Origin of the sequence: Pilosibacter fragilis, from assembly GCF_032490495.1 — a bacterium.
GTDB lineage: Bacteria > Bacillota > Clostridia > Lachnospirales > Lachnospiraceae > Pilosibacter > Pilosibacter fragilis.
In genome coordinates this window covers 42426-65304 of the sequence record NZ_JAVYJB010000004.1, presented here as the reverse complement: position 1 = coordinate 65304, position 22879 = coordinate 42426, and the positions used below count along the sequence as shown (strand labels likewise).

The following is a 22879-nucleotide window of genomic DNA, read 5'->3' as shown; positions in this document are numbered from 1 at the left end:
ATTTCCTGTTACATAAAAAAGCGGCGCAGTTTCCTGACCTTTCCGGAAACTGCGCCGCAGCTTTTCGATCATTTCTGTCCCTGAACATTCATGATCGTTCTATTCTTTTTCTCTATTACAGATACTTCTTTAAATCCTCAACCTTGTCAAGCTTCTCCCACGGAAGATCGATATCTGTTCTTCCGAAGTGACCGTATGCTGCGGTCTGCTTGTAGATCGGACGGCGGAGATCAAGCATCTTGATGATCCCTGCCGGGCGGAGATCGAAGTTCTCACGGATGATCTCGACTAACTTCTCGTCGGATACCTTTCCGGTTCCCTCTGTCTCAACCATGATGGAGGTCGGATGAGCCACACCAATCGCGTAGGAGAGCTGGATCTCGCACTGGTCAGCAAGGCCTGCCGCTACGATGTTCTTTGCAACGTAACGCGCTGCGTATGCTGCGGAACGGTCTACCTTTGTGCAGTCCTTTCCCGAGAAAGCTCCGCCGCCGTGACGGGCATACCCGCCGTAGGTGTCAACGATGATCTTTCTTCCGGTCAGTCCGCTGTCTCCATGCGGTCCACCGATCACGAAGCGTCCGGTCGGGTTGATGAAGAACTTTGTATCTGCGTCTACCATCTCCTGCGGAAGGATCTCATCAAATACATATTTCTTGATGTCCTCATGGATCTGCTCCTGAGTCACATTCTCATCATGCTGTGTGGAAAGAACGACTGCGTCAAGGCGGAACGGCTTTCCGTTCTCATCGTACTCAACTGTAACCTGGGTCTTTCCGTCCGGTCTCAGGTACGGAAGAGTTCCGTTCTTTCTGACCTCGGTGAGACGTCTTGCAAGCTTATGCGCAAGAGCGATCGGATACGGCATGTACTCCGGGGTCTCGTTTGTAGCGAAACCGAACATCATACCCTGATCACCAGCACCGATCGCATCCAGCTCATCGTCTGTCATGTTGTTCTCTTTCGCTTCAAGCGCCTTGTCAACACCCATAGCGATATCGCTGGACTGCTCGTCGATTGCAGTGAGAACACCGCAGGTATCACAGTCGAAACCATATTTTGCACGGTCATAGCCGATCTCACGGACGGTCTCGCGGACGATCTTCTGGATATCCACATATGCCTTTGTTGTGATCTCGCCCATTACCATAACAAGACCTGTTGTTGTGCATGTCTCACATGCAACACGGCTCATCGGATCCTGTTCCATTAACGCGTCGAGGATCGCGTCGGAGATCGCGTCGCACATTTTGTCCGGATGTCCTTCAGTTACGGACTCGGAAGTAAATAATCTTTTTTCCATTGTAGCTCCTTTCAAGTTGTAGGAAGACCGCACCTGCTCCCCGCAGTTACGGCAAAACAAAAGTCCGCTCATGCTAAGCGGACTTGACTGGTTTACGTGGTCAAATCCTCTTATTGCTCGATTTACTCGCTCAGGTTGGCACCTTCCTGCCCTCTCGCGTCTGCGATTAACAGGGGTTGCCGTGACTTCACCGGTCCTATGTACCTCCATCACTCTGAATAAGGGATATTGCGAACTTTTTTAAGTTTATTGGTAACTATTCCGTACCTTCATAGTCACGAGCAAAAATCCATTCCAGATCAGCTTCGCTGATGGGATTTTTGCTTTCTAGCCTATGTGTTCTTACGGTCAGCGCAGCATGTGCGCAGACCTACTGAATAGTTACGTTTATTATACTGTGAGCCACCCCAAAAATGACCCACGGACTGTATCTTATACGATTCATACGGGAATGTCAAGCGGCAATCGCAAAAAAGCCCGAAAATCCTGAGAAATCGGGAAAATTTCCCGGTATACCAGAACCTTCGGGCTTTCAAATTCTCATCAGCCGACTCTCAGTCTGAATTTCTGCGCTTCCTTCTCGGAATCCACGCGCTCGATCACAGCACCGAGAGAGCGGAGTTTCTCTTCAAAATTCTCGTAGCCGCGCTCAACATAGCCGATCTCGTCCACAGTCGTGTATCCATCTGCGGCAAGACCTGCAAGCACAAGAGCCGCGCCTGCGCGAAGATCCGGCGCAACGACCTGAGCCCCTGTGAAGCTTCCGACACCGTCAACGATGGCAACACTGCCTTCCACCTTGATATTCGCGCCCATGCGGGAAAGCTCATCCACGTATTTGAAGCGATTCTCAAAGATACTCTCCGTCACAACACTTGTCCCATCTGCCAGGGCAAGTGCCACCGTCATCTGAGGCTGCATATCGGTCGGGAAGCCCGGATACGGGAGTGTCTTAAAGTTCATGTGACGCTGTCTCGGTTTTCCGACTACGCGGATCTCCTCGTCGAACTCAACGACCTCACAGCCCATCTCGGTGAGCTTTGCGGAGATCGCCTCCAGATGCTTCGGGATCACATTTTTTACGGTAATATCACCGCGGGTGATCGCTGCGGCACACATAAATGTTCCGGCCTCGATCTGATCCGGGATGATCGAATAGTTTGTTCCGTGAAGACGTCTTACACCTTTGATACGGATCACATCCGTACCTGCGCCTTTAATGTTTGCGCCCATACTGTTTAAGAAGTTTGCGACATCAACGACATGCGGCTCTTTTGCCACGTTCTCAAGGATCGTCTCGCCTTCCGCCATCGTTGCGGCCATCATGATATTGATGGTAGCGCCGACAGAAACCACATCCAGATAGATATGACTTGCCACAAGATCGATCGCGTGGGCCACAACAGCACCGCGGACGATCTTCACATCAGATCCCAGTGCACGGAATCCCTTTAAGTGCTGGTCGATCGGACGGCTTCCGATCGTACATCCGCCGGGAAGCGGAACCTCCGCACTCTTATATTTTCCAAGAAGCGCGCCGATAAAATAATATGACGCGCGGATTTTTCTCATATGCTCATCTTCCACGGTCACCGCGTGGATATTTTCCGCATTGATCTTTACAGTATGGCGGTCAATACGCTCAACCTTCGCTCCAAGATGGCTGATTGCCTCTAAAAGAGCATTGATATCGCTGACATCCGGGAGATTATCGATCACAACGTCATCATCGGTCATGATCGCCGCCGCTAAAATTCCCAGAGCCGCATTTTTTGCGCCGCTTATAGTTACTTCTCCTACAAGCGGATTTCCGCCCTTCATGATGTACTGTTCCATTACGCACCTCTATCTATATATCTAAAAAGGGACAGAGCTATCCCGCATTCGTCCCAGCTTGTTTTCGTTATGATTATAGCATATCTGGGAAAAATGTAAAGTTTTTCTTAAGGAACGAAACCTATAGGGTTGGCACGCAGCATATGAAATCATACCCCGCTGCCCCAAGCATCTGGTTCGCCGTCTCCATGGACAGCACTTCTGTTGCCCCGCTCTCTGGATGATACACACGGACATGTGTCTGGTCATAGCCGGTCAGGTACATGGACGTTCCCTCTCCAGTGTAGGCTAACACCGGAATGTTCTGTCCCACAAAGTATAACACCTGGATGATCGTGCTGCCGGAGGCGTCCAGAAGGAAGGTTCCATCCTCCATCGTCTGGTTTATCTCAAAGGAATCGAGGTAGCGCTCCATCAGCCTTGACGCCGATGTGATATCCCTGATATAGGAAGCGCTCGCCCTGTTTCCGCGCACCCAGATGATCCGGTCACGTCCCGCTGTCACGAATCCCATACTGTTGTACGCCGTCTCCGCCGCGTCCGAGAACTCCACAAACCGTCCGAGGAATCTGCCCCGTCCGTAGGCGTAAAACTCTGTTTCCCTGCAGGCTGCTGTCGCGATCGGCTTTACAGTCTCTCTGCTCTCCGCAAGCTTCGGGGATGCCTGGCGGATCTTCTTTGCCGTCTCGATATCCCTGTCGAGCTGGACAAACAGGACCTGTCCTTTCTGATCCGACGCGTACCAGCCGATATCGTCGGCCTTTCCCGGAAGGATCTCCGCGTTGCAGACCAGCGTGTCCGCGGAATATGTCCCGAAGAATCCGTCCTTGCTTGTCACAGTCTTCATATGGATCCGGCTGTCATTCACAGACACCTCGCGGATCCAGGAACCTGGCTTCTCATAGTGCATCACGGACTTCATCTCCCTGTCCACGATATCGATGCTCTTTAAATAGACTCCCATTACACGGCCGTTGGACATCAGGTAATCCCCGCTGTCTCCGGTTCCGTAGATGCAGTCATTTCCGACAAAGCCGAAAATTCTTGATACGGACCCCGCCTGTCCGCCGAGCTGGGTCTTGTCCCCGGTGTCGAGATCCATGATCTGGATCGTCTGGGAATCCCAGATTCCTGTATTTTCCTGCCATGCCGCCCGGGAGTGATCCGCGCTGACCGCAAACTGGTTCTTTGTGAGACCGGAAGCAAGCGCCACATACTCCAGGCTCTTCAGATCGATCCCGTAGATTCCATGGTCCATATAGAAATAGAAGATTCCGTTCGTTCCGCGGTGTGCGAGGACGGAGAGATCGTCCTTCAGCTCCTCAAAAGGTTCCGTGGATGGAATAAAAAATTTCTCCTCCAGGGCATTCTGGTCCATCGCATAGTGATAGTAGGCGATTCCCGTGCTGCCCTCATGGGTTCCGCGGTTCATTCTTCCGTAGACGATAAAATCGATTCCGCCGTCCTCATCCACAGAAAGGATCTCGACGCCATGTTCCGGCACGTTGTCACGGATATCGTCGGATGCCGCGCCGCCGAAGGCGAACACTCTGGCTCCAACATTCTCGCCACTGTCGTATGCCCACAGCTCCCGGCCTGTCACAAACGCTGTGTACTGGCCCCCAGCACTCTTTACGGCATGGACTCCGTCACCGTTTCCGATTCCCAGAATGATCCGTTTTCCAGAGAACAGATCGGAATCTCCTGTGAAGAGCTCCGTCATGGTCCTCTCGTAATCCATCATGTAGATTCGCTGGGATGCCCACTTCATTGTAAAGTTTTCTGTCACCTCGTAGGTTTCCGTCTTCTCGCCATCCTTCGCCGTCACATGGGTCGCGATCTCCACATTGGCGAGATTTCCGGACAGTTCCTTTAATTTCGTGTATGCCTCACCGGTCCGCTCCACGCCCAGAGAGCCCCATGTGAGCTGGGTGAAAGTGTCTTTTAACGTCACAGTTCCCAGTGCCGAACTGTTTGCGCCGGGGGATGTCTCCATATACATGGCCAGGCTCTGGGCATCGCTGTACTTGTATGTCTTTGAGGAAAACTCCTCCGCCAGTGCCAGCATCTCGTTCACATGGCCCTGGTCCTGCTCCACGATCCGCATGTAATACCAGGCCTCGGATCCGTCGGGAAGACTCGCGCAGACGCCGAGAAGATACTCTTTTCCTGTCTCAAGAAGATTCTGGATCAGAAGCTCTGCACTTACGGCATTTTCGCTGTCTCCATTTATGGCTGCATCAAGAGATGTGACCTGGGTGCGCTCGATCAGATTTTCTGTGTCGAGGCTGCGGATCTCATAGCGCAGTCCCTGGATCTTTGTCGTACCGGCAAACCGTACCTTGAGTTTCCGGTCTTCCGGAAGTACGATCAGGCTGCCGCGGTCTGCGGTCACACCGCGCTCCTCCGTCTGGCCGAACACCGGCGCCATCTCCCGGTCTCCCATCGTCGCATAGAGTACCGGAAATTTCGCTTTCTCCATCGCCGTGTACTCCGTGATTCCATGCTCTTCTTTCTTCCCAACTGGGTGTATAAAATAAACGATCACTGCCGCCACAAAAATAAGCAGCAGGATCATGACTTTCTTGCCGGTCTTCATCTTACTGTTCCTCGCTCTGTCTATCTGTCACTGCTCTGATTTTCCATTCTGTTTAAGATCCGTCTCCTGTAGATCTCATTTATAAACAGTACCTGTAAAAGATCCTGTCCTTCTTTACCACCTGCGGTCTCCTCCGGATGACGCTGTCTCACTTTTGAAAGCTCCCGGTATAAGAATTCCCGGTCCGGGTATTCGTCATACATGGGACTTCCAGGGTATTCCAGAAGATCGCATGCCTCCTCCGCCAGGATCTGGTTCTGCTTTGCCGATGCCGGATAGAGACCTCGAAGATAATCTATCTCTGACCGGGATTCATTTCCGGTCAGCTCCGTTTTTCCGCTCTGCTCCTCTCTACGGTAAAGCATCCAGGGGACTTTCTTTGGCCCTTCGGACGAACAGGTCCTTTCTGGGTTAAAAATTCCGTAACTCTTTTTTACTTCCAGGGGATATCCCCGGTAAATCTTCTCCATAAAAACGTTCCCGCTCCTTTGCTGATCCCTATACAGGATTATCATATGCAAAAAGAGCGGGAAAGCTACCATTTCACTTTACTATGATCGTACCATGATCGGCTGATCAGGCTGTTCTTATCTGTTTGCAGACAGTATTGTAAACGTACATCCTCTCAGCGCAATGCTCTTAGAACAGTTTCTTCGGGTAAACGCCTGCATCTACCAGCTTCTGGATTGATGCGACAACTGCCGGTTTGTCTTCCTTATAAGTAACTCCAAACCATTTATCCTTTGTCTCAAGCACACGGACAGTTCCTTTTCCACTGTGGATGCACTCGTCGATCACTGCCGGAAGAAGATACTCCGCCTTCAGATCTCCCTCTTTCACATTAGAAAGGAACTCCGGGAATCCCTTTTCCAGTTCCTTTACGAAGGATGCCGGGAGACCGAACATGTTCATGGAGACATGCTGATCTTCTGACACGATAACCGGATTCCCGTCGTGGTCTGCCGCGTGCATGCCGTCCTCGGCCTTATATACATCATATGTCTCTGTGACCTTGGAGAGGTATCCATTATTGTCCACAGTGCACACGCCGCGGGTTACAGGACCGTTTTCGCTTAAGGTGTTGGAGAGGATAAATCCTGCCATACACATATCGAAGGTGTCCTTCGTATCATCCATCTCATTTACCATGTAATCATGGACGATCCTGAAACCTTCTTTTCCGTAATAGTCATCTGCATTGATGACAAGGAACGGCTCCTTAATTAAATTTCTCGCCGCAAGGATCGCCTGACCGGTTCCCCACGGCTTCTTTCTTCCTTCCGGAACAGAAAATCCCTCCGGGAGATCGTCCATCTCCTGGTACGCATACTCTACCGGAGCGATCCTCTCGATACGATTTCCGATGATCTCCTTGAAATCCTTTTCCAGATCTTTTCTTATAATAAAGATAATTTTATCAAAGCCTGCTTCCAGGGCATCATGGATCGAATAGTCCATAATGATCTCACCGCTCGGTCCAACCGGGGCAAGCTGCTTGATCCCGCCGCCAAAACGGCTTCCAATTCCTGCTGCCATGATGACAAGAGATGTCTTTTTCATGTAACAGTCCTCCTTTATCTGATGATTCTTCTCACACTCACTTGAAGACATCATAACACAAACCCCGTGGGTTTTCAATCAGACAAGTGCTTCCCCGCGTTTTTTAAGAAAATCGTAACTGTTATTTTACTTATATATTCTCGAATTTTTATTCATAATCTGCGAACTTCTTCTTTGTAATACCGGATTCTGTAAAACAGCTTTTTCTGTGTGGCAGGAAGCTTGAAAGCTGCGCTTTAAAGTTCGATCATGTCGATCAGTTTCTGAAGTTCGTTGATAAACATGGATGTGTGATATCCGTCAGCGGCTGCGTGGGCGATGTTGACGCAGAATGGCATTGTAAGTATCCCGTCATGCTCTGTGAACTTACCGCAGGTAATAATTGGAAACAGCATCGGGGTTCCGCTCTCTGTGTAGGCGGAATAACCAGTAAAGTTTAACCACGGCACCATGGAGATACAGTAAAAGTTCTGTGGCTGTCCCGGTTTTGCCTTTACGGCTTTTACGTCTTTGTAGGTCTCCATGTCATCTCTCATATTTTTATAGAAGGTTTTAAAGTCTTCCGTGTATCCGGTCCAGACATCGGAGAAGGTATGGTCATCCTCATGGAAGATCGTATAATTCGGATGAAGGATATCGTAGTATCCCGGATTTCCTTCCTTGTCCCGTCCCATGCGGAATTCTTTTGTCACTGCGATCTGTTTTGAGACACAGTAGACAAAGGCAGGATAAAACTTCAGTCCTTTTTCTTTTACCTGCTGGTGCAGCTTCGTGATATCTAAGGACACAGTCACACTGTAGCCGCATTTTAACAGGTTTGTATAATAATCATAATGGGAGTTTCTCTCCCAGGTGGTTCGGTCGATCGGTGTAAATTTCATATGAATCTCCTTTAAAAGTACCCGGATTTTCTTTTCTATAAAACTGGTAATTAACTTATATAAAAACAGAATCTTGCGTTTACAACGAATATTTAACTCCTAATACCAAACATTCTGCTGCCTGCAAGATCCCTTTACATTTTATACAATTCTTACCTTTCCAGTACTTCTGCCATGCATGTTTTTTTATTGCATACGACTCCATAATACAGGATTCTTTTCATCCCTTCCTGTCGAAACTCATATCCATAGTCTTTATCCTGTATCTGCTTTAACGCTTTTTGAACCATTTCTTTCTCATGGCCTGCTTCCGCATATTTCACTTCAATAACAATTCCTGTGCCAGAATTTGAGATCCGGATCGTAATATCACTGAATCCGTCCCCTGACTCCCGGTTGGATCTGACGATCCAGTCACTCTTATAACTCAGAATTCCAAGCAGGATTCCCTGATAAAAGTTTTCTTTCCGCGAGTGCTGTACAAAAGTGTCTCTGATACTGATCGTCTGTCTCATATATTCTGTAAATAGAGCTTCTACCTGTTCTGCATTTCCCGCTTCCAATGCGCTGCAGAATGAATCGGCCATCGTTCCATCGTTCTTTACATTTTTCTGGAACATTTGCAAAATATGTTCTGTGATGATGTTGCGGATCTCCTGATTTGGAATTGCCAGATCATATCGGTTTCCAACCGGTTCCCCTCTCTGCGTTAAATACCCTGTCATAAACAAAGTACTCCAGAGATTGTCCATAGATGAATACAATTCCTTATAGGTAAGTTCCTGATTAATATTTTTTTGAACCGAACCACCATTGACAAGAAGTTCCAGTTCTTCTTTCGTTACTCCCGTCTGATCTTCCAGTCCATCAATAAAGTGGTAGATCATTTCATTTCCGCTTGTATTCAGCCAATAATTCTGAGGCGGAAGATATGGATCTTCAATATGGTCACTGCAATAATTGATCACATCCCACGGACAATAAACATCCGCTTTTCCGAATCGGTATCCATCATACCAGTTCTTTACTGTTTCATAATCCGAATCCAATTCGTAATAGTGAAGCATATCTCTCACTTCATCGTCTGTAAAACCGAAATATTCATCAAATGCAACTTTTGTGATTGGAAATATCTTAAAATTATTAAGTCCTGTAAATATACTCTCCTTGGCGACACGCAGACACCCAGTCAGGACCGCAAATTTCAAACTATCATTTGTTTTCAGAACATTCTCAAATAAGTTCCGAATCAGCAATGCCATCTCGTCATAATATCCATTCTCATTTGCCTTTGCCAACGGAACATCATACTCATCAATAAGGACAATGACTTTTCTGCCATAGCTTCGTTCGAGCAATTCCGAAAGTTCCTTTAAACTGTATACAAGTGTATCCTGCGTCATACCGCGGTCCATTAATTCTTCAAACAGCTTTTTGTCAACATCACTGAGTTTCTGGCTATCCAGGGAAATAAATGCCCGCCTCGTCTCTGCATTCATGATTTTTACAAGGCTGCTGCAGGCACCTGAAAAATCACTGGCATTTACACCTTTCAGGCTGATGGAGATCACAGGAAACTGACCCATATATTTTTCACATAGTGCTGACTTCTGCGAAATATACAATCCCCGGAAAAGTTCAGGGTCCGCCCCAATTTCAAAGAAGCTGCGGAGCATACTCATATTCAATGATTTTCCGAAACGCCGCGGGCGTGTAAATAGGTTAGCCTTTCCCCACTGGCTCAAAAGCTGTTCGATCAATTTTGTTTTATCTACATAATAAAAATTATCTCTTCTTATTTCTTCGAAATTTTCGATTCCTACCGGAAGTTTCAAAAGCTCTGTCATATGTGTCTCCTCCTTTCCCTGTGCTGTTTTCTTCATTTTACCATCTGGCATTTGCACATGCAAGTTGAATCATTTCACTCCACTCGTATTCTGCCGGAATTTCCTGTTACAAAAAAGCACTCTCAGTACAGGCCGATTACGGTCTGTTCCAAGAGTGTCTCTGATGCATATTCCATATTTTGTTTTATACGATCTTACTTCCGTTCGCCGTCATCTTGAATTTCGCTCCGAGCATTTCACACGCGCGGCGGCACATGAGCATCCTCTGTAAGAAGATCTCGAAGTACTCCAGCATGGAGCAGATGTTTTCGTCGATCTTCAGGTTCAGGGTGATCACTTTCTTTTCCTCGTTTACCTTTAATTTTGCCTCTGTAACCGCATAGTTTACACGGTCGTGGATATCAAAGGATGCCACCTCCTTCTGGCGGACGCGATTTCTGCGTACATCCGTCTTGTCGGCGATGATAAGCGCCGCGGAGATCGGATCTACGGCTCCGCCCGTTGACTCATCATGGTTTCCGATCGCGGAGACGATGATCGCGCGGTCTGTGATCGGAAGATCCGTCTTTTCCAGGATCTGGGATGCCAGAAGGGCACCATACTCCGCATGGGCATGCCGGTTGATCGCATTTCCCATATCATGCATGAAACCGGCGATCTTCACCAGCTCGATATCGTGATCTGAGTAACCGAATTTCTTTAAGATCATTGCTGCCCGCTCCGCAACCATCGCGCAGTGCGCGTCCGAATGATCTGTAAATCCCATAGTCCCCAGATTGTCGTTTCCTTTTTTCAGGTAAGCTAAAACTTCCTCGTTTTTCTTGATTTCCTTATATGTCATATTCTTTTTCCTCTGCCGCAGTCGACCCAGCTCGTGACTGCTCTTTCTTTTTTCTCTCATTTTCACTTCTATAGCATATAGCAGAAAAAAGAAACGAACAATCACGCTCCGGTAAAAGAATGTAAAATCTGTGTAAAGTGTTGCTGTACACGAGTAGGAATTTTCTAAACTGAAAATCCCGTACAATACAGTGGTAGTAGTGGATTTTGCCGATTTGGAATGCGAAGCATCGGCAAAATCAGTTACTGTTTGTGCAAGGCGCGAACAGCAACTGCAAAGTTCTTCTTGACATATGTACGAAATCGTACTATGATTCTACGTACGATTTCGTACATCAACAGCTGCAAAACTGTCGATAGGAAACACATGAATTTTCCCTCGGGCAGACACAGTAAAAAAACTGAAAGGGTACACAATGAATATTTCACTTTCCGACCACTTTACCTATAAAAAACTCCTGCGGTTCACGTTTCCGTCTATCGTCATGATGATTTTAACGTCCATCTACGGTGTTGTGGACGGTGTTTTCGTCTCGAACTTTGTGGGTTCCGAGGCCTTCGCCTCCATCAATATCATTATGCCGTTTCTCATGATCCTCGGTGCCATCGGCTTTATGACCGGCAGCGGCGGCAGTGCCCTGGTGGCTCTGACCTTTGGAACCGGGAATAAAAAAAAGGCAAAGGAGATCTTTTCCCTCCTCGTCTACGTTCTGATCGCGGTGGGCTTCCTCTTTACGGTAGGCGGCGAGATCCTTTTAGCCCCGATGGCAAAACTCTTAGGCGCTGATGAGATACTCCTCCCCTACTGCGTCCGTTACGGCCGGATCATCCTGCTGGCTCTGATTCCCTTCATGCTGCAGAATGTATTCCAGAGCTTTCTCGTTGTTGCGGAACGCCCGCAGCTAGGACTCCTGATCACCATCGCGTCAGGACTCACAAATATGATCCTCGATGCTTATTTTATCGCCGTTTTGCGTCTTGGCGTCGTGGGCGCTGCCACCGCAACGGCGCTCAGCCAGTCCATCGGCGGACTGATTCCTCTGCTCTACTTTATCTTTCCGAACAAAAGCCGACTCCGTCTCGGAAAGACCCATATGGACTTTAGTGCCCTGTTGAAGTCCTGTACAAACGGCGCTTCCGAGTTTATGACGAACATCTCCATGTCCATCGTAAACATGCTTTACAACTGGCAGCTCATGCGCCTTTCCGGTTCCGACGGTGTTGCCGTATACGGTGTCATCATGTACGTGAGCTTTATCTTTGCAGCGCTCTTTATCGGCTACTCTATGGGAAGTGCCCCGATCGTGGGCTATCACTGCGGTGCAGGAAATAAGAGCGAGTTAAAGAATCTGCTCGGAAAAAGCTTCCGGCTGATTCTGACCTTCCAGATCATCCTGACGATCGTGGCAGAAGCGGGTGCCCCGTTTCTTGCGGGAATTTTCGTCCGCTATAACACGAACCTCTTAGACATGACGGTCCATGCATTCCGCTCATACTCGATTTCTTTCCTGTTCATGGGCTTCAGTATCTACGCATCTTCCTTCTTTACGGCACTCAACGACGGATTCGTCTCCGCTGTGATCTCCTTCTGCCGTACCATGATCTTTGAAACAGGGGCCGTCATCATCCTGCCGTTTTTCCTCGGTGTCTCCGGGATCTGGTATTCCATCATCGCGGCGGAATTTATGGCGGTATGCCTGTCGCTCTTCTTCCTGATCCGGAAGGCAAAGAAGTACGGATACACATAGACTGATAGCCCGTGCAGGCGGATGCAAAGCCCTGCACTGCCCCCCATACACTTATATTTTCAGGAGATCTGCCATGTACTCTGCATTTAAAGAATTCTACAACCTGCTCAGCCAGGTCGACAGTGCCTACCATGACGCTGCATTAAAGCTCGGTCTCACGGACAGCGAGCTTGATATTCTCTACTCTCTCAACGAACACGGCTCCGGCTGCAATCAAAGTATTTTTTACAAAGAGACCGGCACCACAAAATCCACGATCAACTCTGCAGTACGCAGGATGGAACAGGCCGGCTATCTGTATCTGAAACCCGGAACTGGGAGGAACACCTGTGTTTTTCTCACGGAAAAAGGAGAGGAACTCATGAAAAATACCGCCCATCGCCTGATCGCCATCGAAAATGCGATTTTTGAGAGCTGGTCTCCCGAGGAGCAGCAGCTCTTCATGAAACTGAACCGGGATTTCGCAGCTAAATTCATGGAGGAGACGAAAACCTTATAAGCTCTGCTAAAGCAGAATGTGCCTTTTGTGTAATAGGAAATTCCGAGGAATCCCTATTACGCAAAAATCAGCGCCTCTGAAACATGTTTTCAGGCGCTGATCTTTTACGTCTATATGATCTGAAATTAGAACTGTCTCATAAGATTTACCATCTCGATCGCGGAAAGTGCACAGTCATATCCCTTATTTCCACCTTTGCTTCCGGCACGGGCGATGGCCTGCTCAATGTTCTCGGTTGTCAGGACGCCGAAGAGTACCGGCATCTTCTCTGCCAATCCCACCTGAGCGATTCCCTTGGAGACCTCACTGCACACATAATCGTAGTGTGTGGTATCCCCCCGGATCACAGCGCCGACGCAGATGATCGCGTCGTACTTGCCGGACTTTGCCATGGCAGATGCCGCAACCGGGATCTCGAACGCCCCCGGAACCCAGGCCGCCGTGATATTTTCTTCCTCCACACCGTGGCGGACAAGTCCGTCAACTGCTCCGCCTAAAAGCTTATTTACGATGATCTCGTTGAAACGGGAAGCTACGATCCCCACTTTCATGCCTTCCGGTGCTACAACTTTTCCTTCTAATACTTTAATCTCTTTCATGATGTTTCTCCTTTTCTTATGCTTACTGCTATTCAGAAGTCTTCATAATTACATGCAAAATTCTATTTCCAATTGCCCATCACTTCCATCCGTGCGGGATGCATGCCCGTAGATCTGTGCGGGATGCATGCCCGTAGATCTGTGCCGCCTGCGCGGCTGTAATCATCTCAGCACTTCCGTCCGTGCGGGATGCATGCCGCCGGTGTGCAGGACTTTCCATTCTATCACACTTTGATTTTCGTAAAGATGTGTCCCATCTTGTCCTGCTTCGTCTTCAGATAGAAGCTGTCGTACTGCTGCGGATCGATCTCGATCGGCACGCGCTCATGGATCTCAAGTCCGAAGCCGGAAAGTCCGTAGATCTTCTCCGGATTGTTCGTGAGAAGTCTTAAGGACTTCACGCCGAGATCCCTTAAGATCTGTGCCCCGATCCAGTATTCCCTGAGATCCGGAGCAAAACCAAGCTTGATATTGGCCTCCACCGTGTCAAAGCCCTGCTCCTGAAGCACATACGTCTTCAGTTTGTTGATCAGACCGATGCCGCGGCCTTCCTGGCGCATGTAGAGGATGATGCCACGGCCTTCCGCCTCCACCTGGCGCATCGCGGTCTGGAGCTGTTTTCCGCAGTCACAGCGCATGGAACCGAACACATCTCCGGTCAGGCACTCGGAATGCACGCGGCAGAGCACATCCTCACCGTCCCCGATATCACCCTTCACAAGCGCCACATGGTGCTCGCCGGTAATATCGTTCACATAGCCATAGATCTTAAAGTGTCCGTACTGGGTCGGCATGTCCGCGCAGGCCTCCTGCACCACATGTTTTTCATGGACACGGCAGTAATCCTGCAGTTCCTTGATCGTGATAAATTTCAGTCCGTACTCCTTCGCCAGCTTCCACAGATTCGTGGTCCGCATCATGGTTCCGTCTTCCTCCATGATCTCACAGCACACGCCGCACTCGGAAAGTCCCGCCAGACGCATGAGGTCCACAGTTGCCTCGGTATGGCCGTTTCTCACGAGTACTCCGCCCCGTCTTGCTACAAGCGGGAATACGTGTCCCGGTCTTCTGAGATCCTGGGGCTTTGTCGCCGGGTCCACGCATTTCATCATCGTGTAGGAGCGCTCCGCCGCGGAAATTCCTGTTGTCGTGTCCACATGGTCAATGGAGACCGTGAATGCCGTGCAGTGGTTATCCGTGTTCTCGGATACCATCTGCGGAAGTCCCAGCCGCTCTGCCACTGCCGCGCTCATCGGCGTACAGATCAGTCCCTTTGCGTGACTTGCCATAAAATTGATATTTGCCTGTGTCGCGAACTCTGCCGCGCAGATCATATCTCCCTCATTCTCCCGGTCCTGGTCATCTGTCACGAGAATGATCTTTCCCGCCCGCAGATCTTCGATTGCTTCTTCGATTGTGTTGTATTGCTCGTTCATATTTTCCTGCCTTTCCAGAGCCTTTTATTAAAAGTTTTCTTTCAGCAGGATTCCTACTGCTGAAACTTTAACCGCTTTGATCTCATATTTTCTGGATGTTTCTAAATATCTTCAAAGCATCTGTTTTAAAATCCATATTTCTGAAGGAACTCCATGCTGAGACCGGAATTTCCTTTCGTGCTGTCCCCGGCATCCTTGCCGTCCTCCGCTTTTCCCCGGTATGCACCGGAATTTCTTCCGATATCCACAAATTTCTGAATATATTTCCCCACAATGTCGTTTTCCAGATTGACCGGATCCCCCGCTTTTTTCTTCAAAAGCGTTGTCTCCTCGCCGGTATGTGGGATCACCGACACTGAAAAGTTCCGCTTTGTCACCGCCGCCACCGTGAGGCTGATCCCGTCGATGCAGATTGAACCTTTTTCCACGATCAGATCCAGGATCTTATCCGCACATGCGATCGTGACCCAGACTGCATTCTCTTCCCGTCTCATCGATTCGATCTGACCGGTTCCGTCAATGTGACCGGAAACAATATGACCGCCGAACCGGCCGTCTGCCGCCATGGCCCGCTCCAGATTTACATAACTTCCATCCTGCAGTGCTCCGAGGCTGCTTCTCCTCACTGTCTCCGCCATCACGTCGGCGGAAAACTCGTTATTTTTCATATTCGTGACCGTAAGGCAGACACCATTGACCGCGATGCTGTCACCGATCTTTGTTCCTTCCAGGACTTTTTTCGCTTTTACCGTCAGCGTGCCGGAATTTCCGCGCAGGGAAAGTGCCTTCACCTGTCCGAGTTCTTCTACGATCCCTGTAAACATGCCCTTACTTCCTTTCCCATTTTCAATCTACCGAATATCTGAGCATCAGATCATCCCCGATCGTCTCCATCTGTCTCAACGTCAGCTTCACAGCTTCCGCCGGATGCGCCACACCGATCCCGGAAACCGGAGTCTTCGCACCGGCACCGCCGAAAATCTTCGGAGCGATAAACGCGCAGATCTCGTTTACGATCCCGGCTGACAGCGCCGCGTCATTTAAGGTACCTCCGCCCTCTAAAAGCACGCTGTCGATGCCCTGTTTTCCGAGATATTCCATAAGCTTCCCAAGATCCACACGCCCGTCTGCGTCCGGAACCGACACAGTCTCCACGCCGGCCGCGTGAAGCTGTTCCGCTTTCTTTTCCGCTTCTTTACAGCCTTCCCCGGAATGCTCCCCCGCATACGCTACGATGGTCCGGTACTCCTTTGCCGTCTTCACGATCTGTGAATCCATCGGGATTCGGAGTCCGCTGTCGCAGATGATCCGCACCGGACTCTTCAGCCCGGGGATCCGGACGTTTAACATCGGATCGTCTGCCAGGACCGTGCCGATCCCAGCCATGATCCCCATATACTGGTGGCGCAGCTCCTGCACCTTTTTCCTTGCGCTTTCTCCTGTGATCCACTTGGAGTCGCCGGTCCGCGCAGCGATCTTTCCGTCCGCCGTCATGGCGTATTTCATGACCACATAGGGGGTTTTCTTTGTGATGTAATGAAAGAATACCGGATTTAACGCATCGCATTCCTCCCGCATAAAGTCCTCTTCCACCCGGACTCCCGCTGCTCTTAGGATCGCCGCTCCTTTTCCTGCTACCAGGGGATTCGGATCTCTTGAACCGATCACAACTCTTGCGATCTTCTGCTCGAGGATCGCCTCCGTGCAGGGCGGTGTCTTTCCGTAATGGCAGCACGGCTCCAACGTCACATAGAGTGTCGCGCCCTCCGCACTTTCCGTGAGCGATGCAATGGCGTTTCGCTCCGCGTGAAGTTTTCCGCACCGCTCATGATAACCTTCCCCTATGATCCTTCCATTTTTCACGATCACAGCTCCCACGAGGGGATTCGGGCTCGTCCAGCCAAGTCCCCCCTTTGCAAGCTCAATGGCCCGCAGCATATAATCCCGGTCCGTCATCTTTTTCACTCCTCTTTCCGCAAACCTGCCTTACAGGCGCAATCAGAAAGTTCCATAGGAATTTTCTGTTAAAAAACCTGTAAAGTAGATGCCTACAGGGTTTTCCATATTCGGTCCGTTGTTTCATCCGGAAATATAAATTTCCGTTATTCCCAGCTTTTCCCGGATCCTTTTCATTAAAAAAGCCCTGAAACAGTTTCCTATTCCAGAGCTACTGATCCGATCTTCCGTGATCCGGAATTCCTCGATCCCGTCCTCTTTTTCGAGTACCGGATCACTTCCGCATATCACAAACAAACCTGAAATTCTTCTTTCATCCAGACTATACTGTCGGCCCCGGAATCTCACCGGATCATGCCTCTCGGCTCGCGGGCTTTACCGCCGGTAGGGACTTGCACCCTGCCCTGAAGACTTATTATTGAATTGTCCTATCGCTGACCGTCATATTCATCAGCGGTTGTTTACAATATACTCCTGTATTTTAAATTTGTAAAGTGTTTTTAACAGGAATTTTTGTCATCCGGGCTTATCTAAAATTTATGTAAAATCGATGCAGGGGATCCTTTTGCTCAAAATCCTTGCAATGTGCTTGATTTTCCAGTATACTTGATATATTAAGCACTGCTATTTTCACAGCATAAGGAGGAAATTCCATGTTCAACTTTAATTTCTATACCCCGACCCGTGTCGTATTCGGAAAAGAAACCGAATACCGGATCGGAAAGCTTGTAAAAAATGTAAACTGTAAAAAAGTCCTGCTCCACTACGGAGGCGGCAGCGTGATCCGCTCCGGTCTTCTCGGACGCATTAAAGAGTCTTTGGACGCGTCCGGAGTCAGCTATGTGGAACTTGGCGGTGTTGTCCCAAACCCACGTCTTTCCTTAGTCCGCGAGGGAATCGAGCTCTGCAGAAAGGAGGGCGTTGATTTTCTTCTGGCGGTAGGCGGCGGAAGTGTCATCGACTCCGCAAAAGCCATCGGTTACGGTCTCGCGAACGACGGTGACGTCTGGGATTTCTATGAACACGCCCGTCAGGCATCCGCATGCCTTCCGATCGGCGTTGTTCTGACCATCGCTGCTTCCGGAAGTGAGATGAGCAACAGCTCTGTTATCACAAACGATGAAACACTGGAAAAACGCGGCTACAACAATGATATCTCCCGCCCTGTATTCGCTGTCATGAACCCGGAGATCACAATGACTCTCCCGCCATACCAGACAGCCTGCGGCTGCACCGATATTCTGATGCATACCATGGAGCGCTATTTCACAAACGGCGGAAATATGGAAATCACCGATGCCATTGCGGAAGGTCTTATGCGCACCGTGATCACGAACGCGAAGATCCTTGTGGACGATCCAGACAACTATGACGCGAGAGCCGAGGTGATGTGGTCCGGAAGTCTCTCCCACAACGGCCTCACCGGCTGCGGAAACGACGGCGGAGACTTCGCCTCCCACCTCTTAGAGCATGAGATCGGCGGAATGTTCGACGTTGCCCACGGTGCGGGCCTTGCGGCGATCTGGGGCAGCTGGGCGAGATATGTGATCGATAACTGCACTCCGCGTTTTGCGAAATTCGCAGTGAATGTCATGGGTGTTGAACCTGGAAAAGATGACATGGAGACGGGTTTAAAGGGGATCGAGGCCATGGAAGACTTCTACCGTGCCATCAGTATGCCGACAAACTTAAAGGAACTCGGCATCGATCCGACAGAAGAACAGCTTGAGACTATGGCGAAAAACGCGAGAATCGCTGCAGGCGGCCCGAAGGGATCCGCGAAGAAGCTGGAAGCGGAAGATATGCTTAAGATCTATCAGATGGCTGCAGGAAAATAGCAGAAATCTATCAAAATTATATGAAGAAAACCGGGATGCCGCCTATCTGCGCAGCATCCCGGTTTTCATATAATACCATGAATCCTTGTTTTTTTTTAAAAAACGTGCCTTGGCACATTCTCGCGCCTCGCGCGGTCGCTTGCGACAATCTACATCTTCGCGTGAGTGCACATCTTTCGAATTCCTCGGAATTTCCTGTTACATAAAATAAGACTGCCGTCCAGCATAAGCCTACTGATACGGCAGTCAATTTTTTCATCTACACGTAATCTCTGACCAGAAAGACCGGCTTGATCGCCATGATCTCATCGAATTCCTCCTGGGTGACGGATACATCCGCGTTGGTCTTTTTCAGATCATTTTTTACAACGTCAAACGCGTCCTCCACAGACTCGGCGCGCCCCTCACGGACAGCACGCTGCATCCGCTCTACGGTCACCGGATGAAGGTAACAGGCCGGAACCGGAAGTCCGAGATGGAGGCTGTCCACATACCCCGTAACGGCTTTTTCCGCCGCCGCAAGACGTTTTTCGATGGCTTTCCGGTTATTCGTACTCGTCGGCATGACATTCGCTCCGGAGAACAGGAAGATCGCCGCCATTCCAAAGAGGACAAAGTATACGGCAAACGCGTCATGGTTCATAAAGGACAATACGCCGTATACAAGCGCCGCCGCCCCCATGACTACCATGAATAAAGCGAGCCATTTGTAAAACGGCTTTGTCTTCTCATACGTTCTCTTTTTCTTTGCCGCATTGGTGAGCTCTGTGAACAGGGACAACCGTTTCGTGAGGGCTGCTTTTGCCTGTTCCAGAACATTTACCGTCTCCTTCGCCTGCTCAGAAAGCGGAATGAGACATTTCTCCGCCTGCTTTTTCTCAGCTTCCGCAAGGCGCTTTTCCGCCGCTTCACTCACGGTCTTTATCTGCGGGAACCGTTCCTTCACGGATGCCACGAAAGCGTCAACCTGATCCTCATATTTAAAGTTGCACTGCTTTTCCTTACCATCCTCATAGACCACCACCAGATACGGCATGGTGGCAAACAGGCCTTTTCCGGTAAATCCGCCTTTGCTCATCGCCACGCGCTTAAAGACACGGGAGACGGAAGATACCGGGATGTAGAAGCGCCGCTCCAGATAAAAGCTGTTGAGGTATAATGCCTCTTTTCCGATTCCGCAGGGACCGATCTTCTTACAGTGCTTTTTGTCCTCTGAAAGAATACTCTCCGGAATCTCTTTTTCTCCAAGTTTTGCCGGTTTTAAGAACATAACTCTCGCCTCCCAAATACTGAATAACCAGTATAAGCTGCCCTCAGCCTTTCACCGGGGCAGCTTATACTTTCTGCATCATCTGCAGTCAGACACTCCCAGCTTTGCAGCCTGTCTTTCGTGTCATTATAATCTTACATTATGCTGTCTGTTTCTTCGTTGCGCGGATAAAGATTCCAAGGAATACGACCGCAAGTACGATACCTACCGGGTACGCAACTGCAGTTCCAAGGTTTAAGCACTCTTTTGCGCAGAAGAAATATGTCATGGAAACAGCGCTCATGAAGGTTGCCGGAACTGCTGTGAGCCAGTAGTTCTTCTTTGCCTTGTAGAGGTACATGCTTGCTGTCCAGAGAACGATCATAGCCAGTGTCTGGTTTGTCCAGCTGAAATATCTCCATACGATGCTGTAATCCATATGTCCAACGATAGCGCCGATTCCAAGTAATGGTACGCAGAGAAGCAGACGGTTCTTCCAGTTCTTCTGGTCAACCTTGAACCAGTCAGCAAGTGTTAAACGTGCGCTTCTGAATGCTGTATCACCGGAAGTGATCGGGCAGGCGATAACACCTAACATGGCAAGAGCAATGCCGACACCGCCCATGGTCTTCTGGCAGACATCATAGATGGCCGCGGACTGACCGTTCTTCATGATCTCCGCGAGACCTGTGTTTAAACCACCTGTCACTTCGTAGAGAGAGCATCCTGCTGCTGCCCAGATCAGGGCGATAATACCTTCACATACCATTGCGCCGTAGAATACGAAATGACCCTGTTTCTCAGATTTCATACAACGCGCCATAAGAGGTGACTGTGTTGCGTGGAAACCGGAGATCGCGCCGCAGGCAACGGTGATGAACATGAAGCTCCATACCGGTGTTCCGCTCGGATGCATGTTTCTGAAATTGCTCCAGATCTCCGGGATCACATATTCCGGTTTTGTGAAGATACCAAAAGCAACACCGAGTGCCATGATGATCAGGCAGATACCAAAGATCGGATAGATCTTACCGATGATCTTGTCGATAGAAATAAAGGTCGCGATAAAGTAGTAAGCCAGAATGATCCAGAGCCATATCTCTTTGTTTACGACCAGACCCTGTGCTCCGCCATTGCTGAACAGAGTTACGATCAGACCGGCCGGACCAACCGCGAAAACAGTACCGACCATGACGAGAAGTACAACACTGAATACACGCATCACGTTCTGCATCAGGCCGCCGAGGTAGATTCCGCATACCTCTGAGATCGAAGCACCGTCATTTCTCTCGGACATCATGCCGGAGAAGAAGTCATGAACACCGCCGGCAAAGATCGTACCGAAGGTGATCCACAGGAATACGACCGGTCCCCACAATGCACCCTGCATGGCTCCGAAGATCGGGCCCAGACCAGCGATATTCAGAAGCTGGATCAGAAAGAGTTTCCATTGGGGCATGACTACATAGTCGACACCATCGTTTATTCTGACTGCCGGTGTCTCTCTGTCATCCGGACTGAAAATGTTATTTACGAGGTTGCCGTAAACAAAGTAACCTCCGATCAAAAGTGCCAGACAGACGAGAAAACTAATCATACAAATCCCTCCTTGAATATACATTATGCTTAGTTCTTTTTCTTCAAGCAAATGTATTATAGTATATTTTGCACAATATTTAAAGGTGGTCTGCATGAACAGCATGGTTATCTGCACAAACGGCACTCCTTTCGTCATGAACGGAGTGCCGCAGCTTCTCTTTCTGTCAGCTGATCTTCAGCAGCTGTTTTAATGTTTTCAGTTTTTCTCTTCCCACCGGGAGTTCCCGGCTCTCATACCCCTTCATATGTACGGAAAGTCCGTTTCCGCTGCCTGCAAAAAGTTCCGAAATAAATGACAGATTTATGAGATAACTCTTATGGATCCGGAAGAATCCGAAGTCCGCCAGCTTTTTCTCAAGTTCTCCCAAAAGCTGGTTGACCTCATAGGATCTCGATGTGGTGTGGACCACACACCCGTGTCCGTCGGTCTCCGCATACACGATCTGGGCGATCTCCAGAAACAGGATTCCGCGGCTGGCCGTCACAGGGATCTTGCCGAATACCGTTGCTTCGCGCCTCTCTTCCACACCTGCGTTTCCCTGCTCTGCCCCCTGTTTTTCTGCTGCTGCCGGTTCCGTTTTTTCCTCCTGCTCCTCCATTTTCCCCGCGGGATCACGTTTTCCTTCCCCAATGCATTTTTTCACAACATGGTGCACCCGCTCCGGATCGAACGGTTTTAAAATATAATCATCGATCTCCATCTCGTACGCTTTCGCGGCATACTGGGAATAGGCGGTGGCAAAGACGATCTTCGCCCCGGGAAACAGTCTTTTTGCCGTGGCCGCCAGCGTCGTCCCCTCCATATCCCCGAGGTCCATATCCACAAAAATCAGATCAAACGAATCTGACTCATTAAACATCTTTAAGGCATCCGCTCCACTCTCCGCTTCCGTGATCTCACAGTCCGGAAGCACTTCCTTTACCCTGCGGATCAGCATTTTTCTTGCCGGTCTCTCATCATCGATCACTGCGATCTTCAAAACATCTCCCCCTGTCTCTCATAATTTCCCCAATGTATAAAATAGCCCGGTCGTAACTGTTCAGTAGGTCTGCGCACTTGCTGCGCTGACCGTAAGAAAACATAGGCTG

The 22879-nt window shown here is 49.4% G+C and carries 18 protein-coding genes and 2 riboswitches; of the genes, 3 read left to right on the top strand and 15 right to left on the bottom strand.

The annotated features are described in order from the left end of the window. Window positions 1-115: 115 nt before the first annotated feature. The 8 genes from metK to ABCW45_RS04660 form a co-directional block, all read right to left on the bottom strand. Window positions 116-1303 carry a methionine adenosyltransferase gene (gene metK, locus ABCW45_RS04695; protein ID WP_015553232.1) on the bottom strand — a complete coding sequence of 396 codons (1188 nt, stop codon included), beginning with the start codon at window positions 1301-1303 and terminating at the stop codon, window positions 116-118. Between the two features lie 107 nt (window positions 1304-1410). After that, a riboswitch (SAM riboswitch) is annotated at window positions 1411-1528 on the bottom strand. 318 nt (window positions 1529-1846) lie between these two features. Then, the gene (locus ABCW45_RS04690; protein WP_015553231.1) at window positions 1847-3139 is read right to left on the bottom strand and encodes a UDP-N-acetylglucosamine 1-carboxyvinyltransferase; all 1293 of its coding nucleotides are present in this window, start codon (window positions 3137-3139) and stop codon (window positions 1847-1849) included. 121 nt (window positions 3140-3260) lie between these two features. After that, the gene (locus ABCW45_RS04685) at window positions 3261-5738 is read right to left on the bottom strand and encodes a hypothetical protein (protein ID WP_117513697.1); all 2478 of its coding nucleotides are present in this window, start codon (window positions 5736-5738) and stop codon (window positions 3261-3263) included. A gap of 20 nt (window positions 5739-5758) precedes the next feature. Then, window positions 5759-6103 carry a hypothetical protein gene (locus ABCW45_RS04680; protein ID WP_133304035.1) on the bottom strand — a complete coding sequence of 115 codons (345 nt, stop codon included), beginning with the start codon at window positions 6101-6103 and terminating at the stop codon, window positions 5759-5761. A 274-nt stretch (window positions 6104-6377) separates the two neighbouring features. Next, window positions 6378-7298 carry a nucleotidyltransferase family protein gene (locus ABCW45_RS04675; protein ID WP_117503631.1) on the bottom strand — a complete coding sequence of 307 codons (921 nt, stop codon included), beginning with the start codon at window positions 7296-7298 and terminating at the stop codon, window positions 6378-6380. Window positions 7299-7534: 236 nt separating this feature from the next. Beyond that, complete coding sequence (locus tag ABCW45_RS04670) at window positions 7535-8179, bottom strand: chloramphenicol acetyltransferase (protein ID WP_015553227.1); 645 nt, start codon at window positions 8177-8179, stop codon at window positions 7535-7537. 152 nt (window positions 8180-8331) lie between these two features. Next, on the bottom strand, window positions 8332-10026 hold the full coding sequence (locus ABCW45_RS04665; protein ID WP_117551736.1) for an AAA family ATPase: 1695 nt from the start codon (window positions 10024-10026) through the stop codon (window positions 8332-8334). Window positions 10027-10210: 184 nt separating this feature from the next. After that, on the bottom strand, window positions 10211-10867 hold the full coding sequence (locus ABCW45_RS04660; RefSeq protein ID WP_117513693.1) for an HD domain-containing protein: 657 nt from the start codon (window positions 10865-10867) through the stop codon (window positions 10211-10213). A 415-nt stretch (window positions 10868-11282) separates the two neighbouring features. Here ABCW45_RS04660 and ABCW45_RS04655 point away from each other — a divergent pair, with 415 nt between their 5' ends. After that, on the top strand, window positions 11283-12614 hold the full coding sequence (locus tag ABCW45_RS04655) for an MATE family efflux transporter (protein ID WP_343220386.1): 1332 nt from the start codon (window positions 11283-11285) through the stop codon (window positions 12612-12614). 73 nt (window positions 12615-12687) lie between these two features. After that, the gene (locus ABCW45_RS04650; protein ID WP_117469131.1) at window positions 12688-13113 is read left to right on the top strand and encodes a MarR family winged helix-turn-helix transcriptional regulator; all 426 of its coding nucleotides are present in this window, start codon (window positions 12688-12690) and stop codon (window positions 13111-13113) included. Between the two features lie 125 nt (window positions 13114-13238). Here the strand turns inward: ABCW45_RS04650 and ribH are convergent, their stop codons facing one another. The 4 genes from ribH to ribD all read right to left on the bottom strand — a co-directional run bounded on the left by ribH (window position 13239) and on the right by ribD (window position 17104). Further along, complete coding sequence (ribH, locus tag ABCW45_RS04645) at window positions 13239-13703, bottom strand: 6,7-dimethyl-8-ribityllumazine synthase (protein ID WP_425518591.1); 465 nt, start codon at window positions 13701-13703, stop codon at window positions 13239-13241. 233 nt (window positions 13704-13936) lie between these two features. Then, window positions 13937-15148, bottom strand: a complete 1212-nt coding sequence (locus ABCW45_RS04640) for a bifunctional 3,4-dihydroxy-2-butanone-4-phosphate synthase/GTP cyclohydrolase II (protein WP_343220385.1) — start codon at window positions 15146-15148, stop codon at window positions 13937-13939. A gap of 125 nt (window positions 15149-15273) precedes the next feature. After that, a complete protein-coding gene (gene ribE / locus ABCW45_RS04635; protein WP_343220384.1) occupies window positions 15274-15972 on the bottom strand; it encodes a riboflavin synthase in 699 nt (232 codons plus the stop codon). Between the two features lie 22 nt (window positions 15973-15994). Continuing rightward, window positions 15995-17104, bottom strand: coding sequence for a bifunctional diaminohydroxyphosphoribosylaminopyrimidine deaminase/5-amino-6-(5-phosphoribosylamino)uracil reductase RibD (gene ribD / locus ABCW45_RS04630; protein WP_343220383.1), 1110 nt, complete (start codon window positions 17102-17104; stop codon window positions 15995-15997). 301 nt (window positions 17105-17405) lie between these two features. Then, window positions 17406-17520, bottom strand: a riboswitch (FMN riboswitch). Window positions 17521-17757: 237 nt separating this feature from the next. Between ribD and ABCW45_RS04625 the strand changes: the two genes are divergently transcribed. Next, window positions 17758-18942 (top strand): iron-containing alcohol dehydrogenase, encoded by a 1185-nt coding sequence (locus ABCW45_RS04625; protein ID WP_343220382.1) that lies wholly within the window; start codon window positions 17758-17760, stop codon window positions 18940-18942. A gap of 259 nt (window positions 18943-19201) precedes the next feature. Here ABCW45_RS04625 and ABCW45_RS04620 read toward each other — a convergent pair whose 3' ends face one another. The 3 genes from ABCW45_RS04620 to ABCW45_RS04610 all read right to left on the bottom strand — a co-directional run bounded on the left by ABCW45_RS04620 (window position 19202) and on the right by ABCW45_RS04610 (window position 22770). Then, a complete protein-coding gene (locus ABCW45_RS04620; protein ID WP_343220381.1) occupies window positions 19202-20212 on the bottom strand; it encodes an ATPase P in 1011 nt (336 codons plus the stop codon). A 139-nt stretch (window positions 20213-20351) separates the two neighbouring features. Further along, window positions 20352-21788, bottom strand: coding sequence for a carbon starvation CstA family protein (locus ABCW45_RS04615; protein WP_144364056.1), 1437 nt, complete (start codon window positions 21786-21788; stop codon window positions 20352-20354). Between the two features lie 166 nt (window positions 21789-21954). Beyond that, window positions 21955-22770 carry a LytR/AlgR family response regulator transcription factor gene (locus tag ABCW45_RS04610; protein WP_343220380.1) on the bottom strand — a complete coding sequence of 272 codons (816 nt, stop codon included), beginning with the start codon at window positions 22768-22770 and terminating at the stop codon, window positions 21955-21957. Window positions 22771-22879 lie beyond the last annotated feature (109 nt).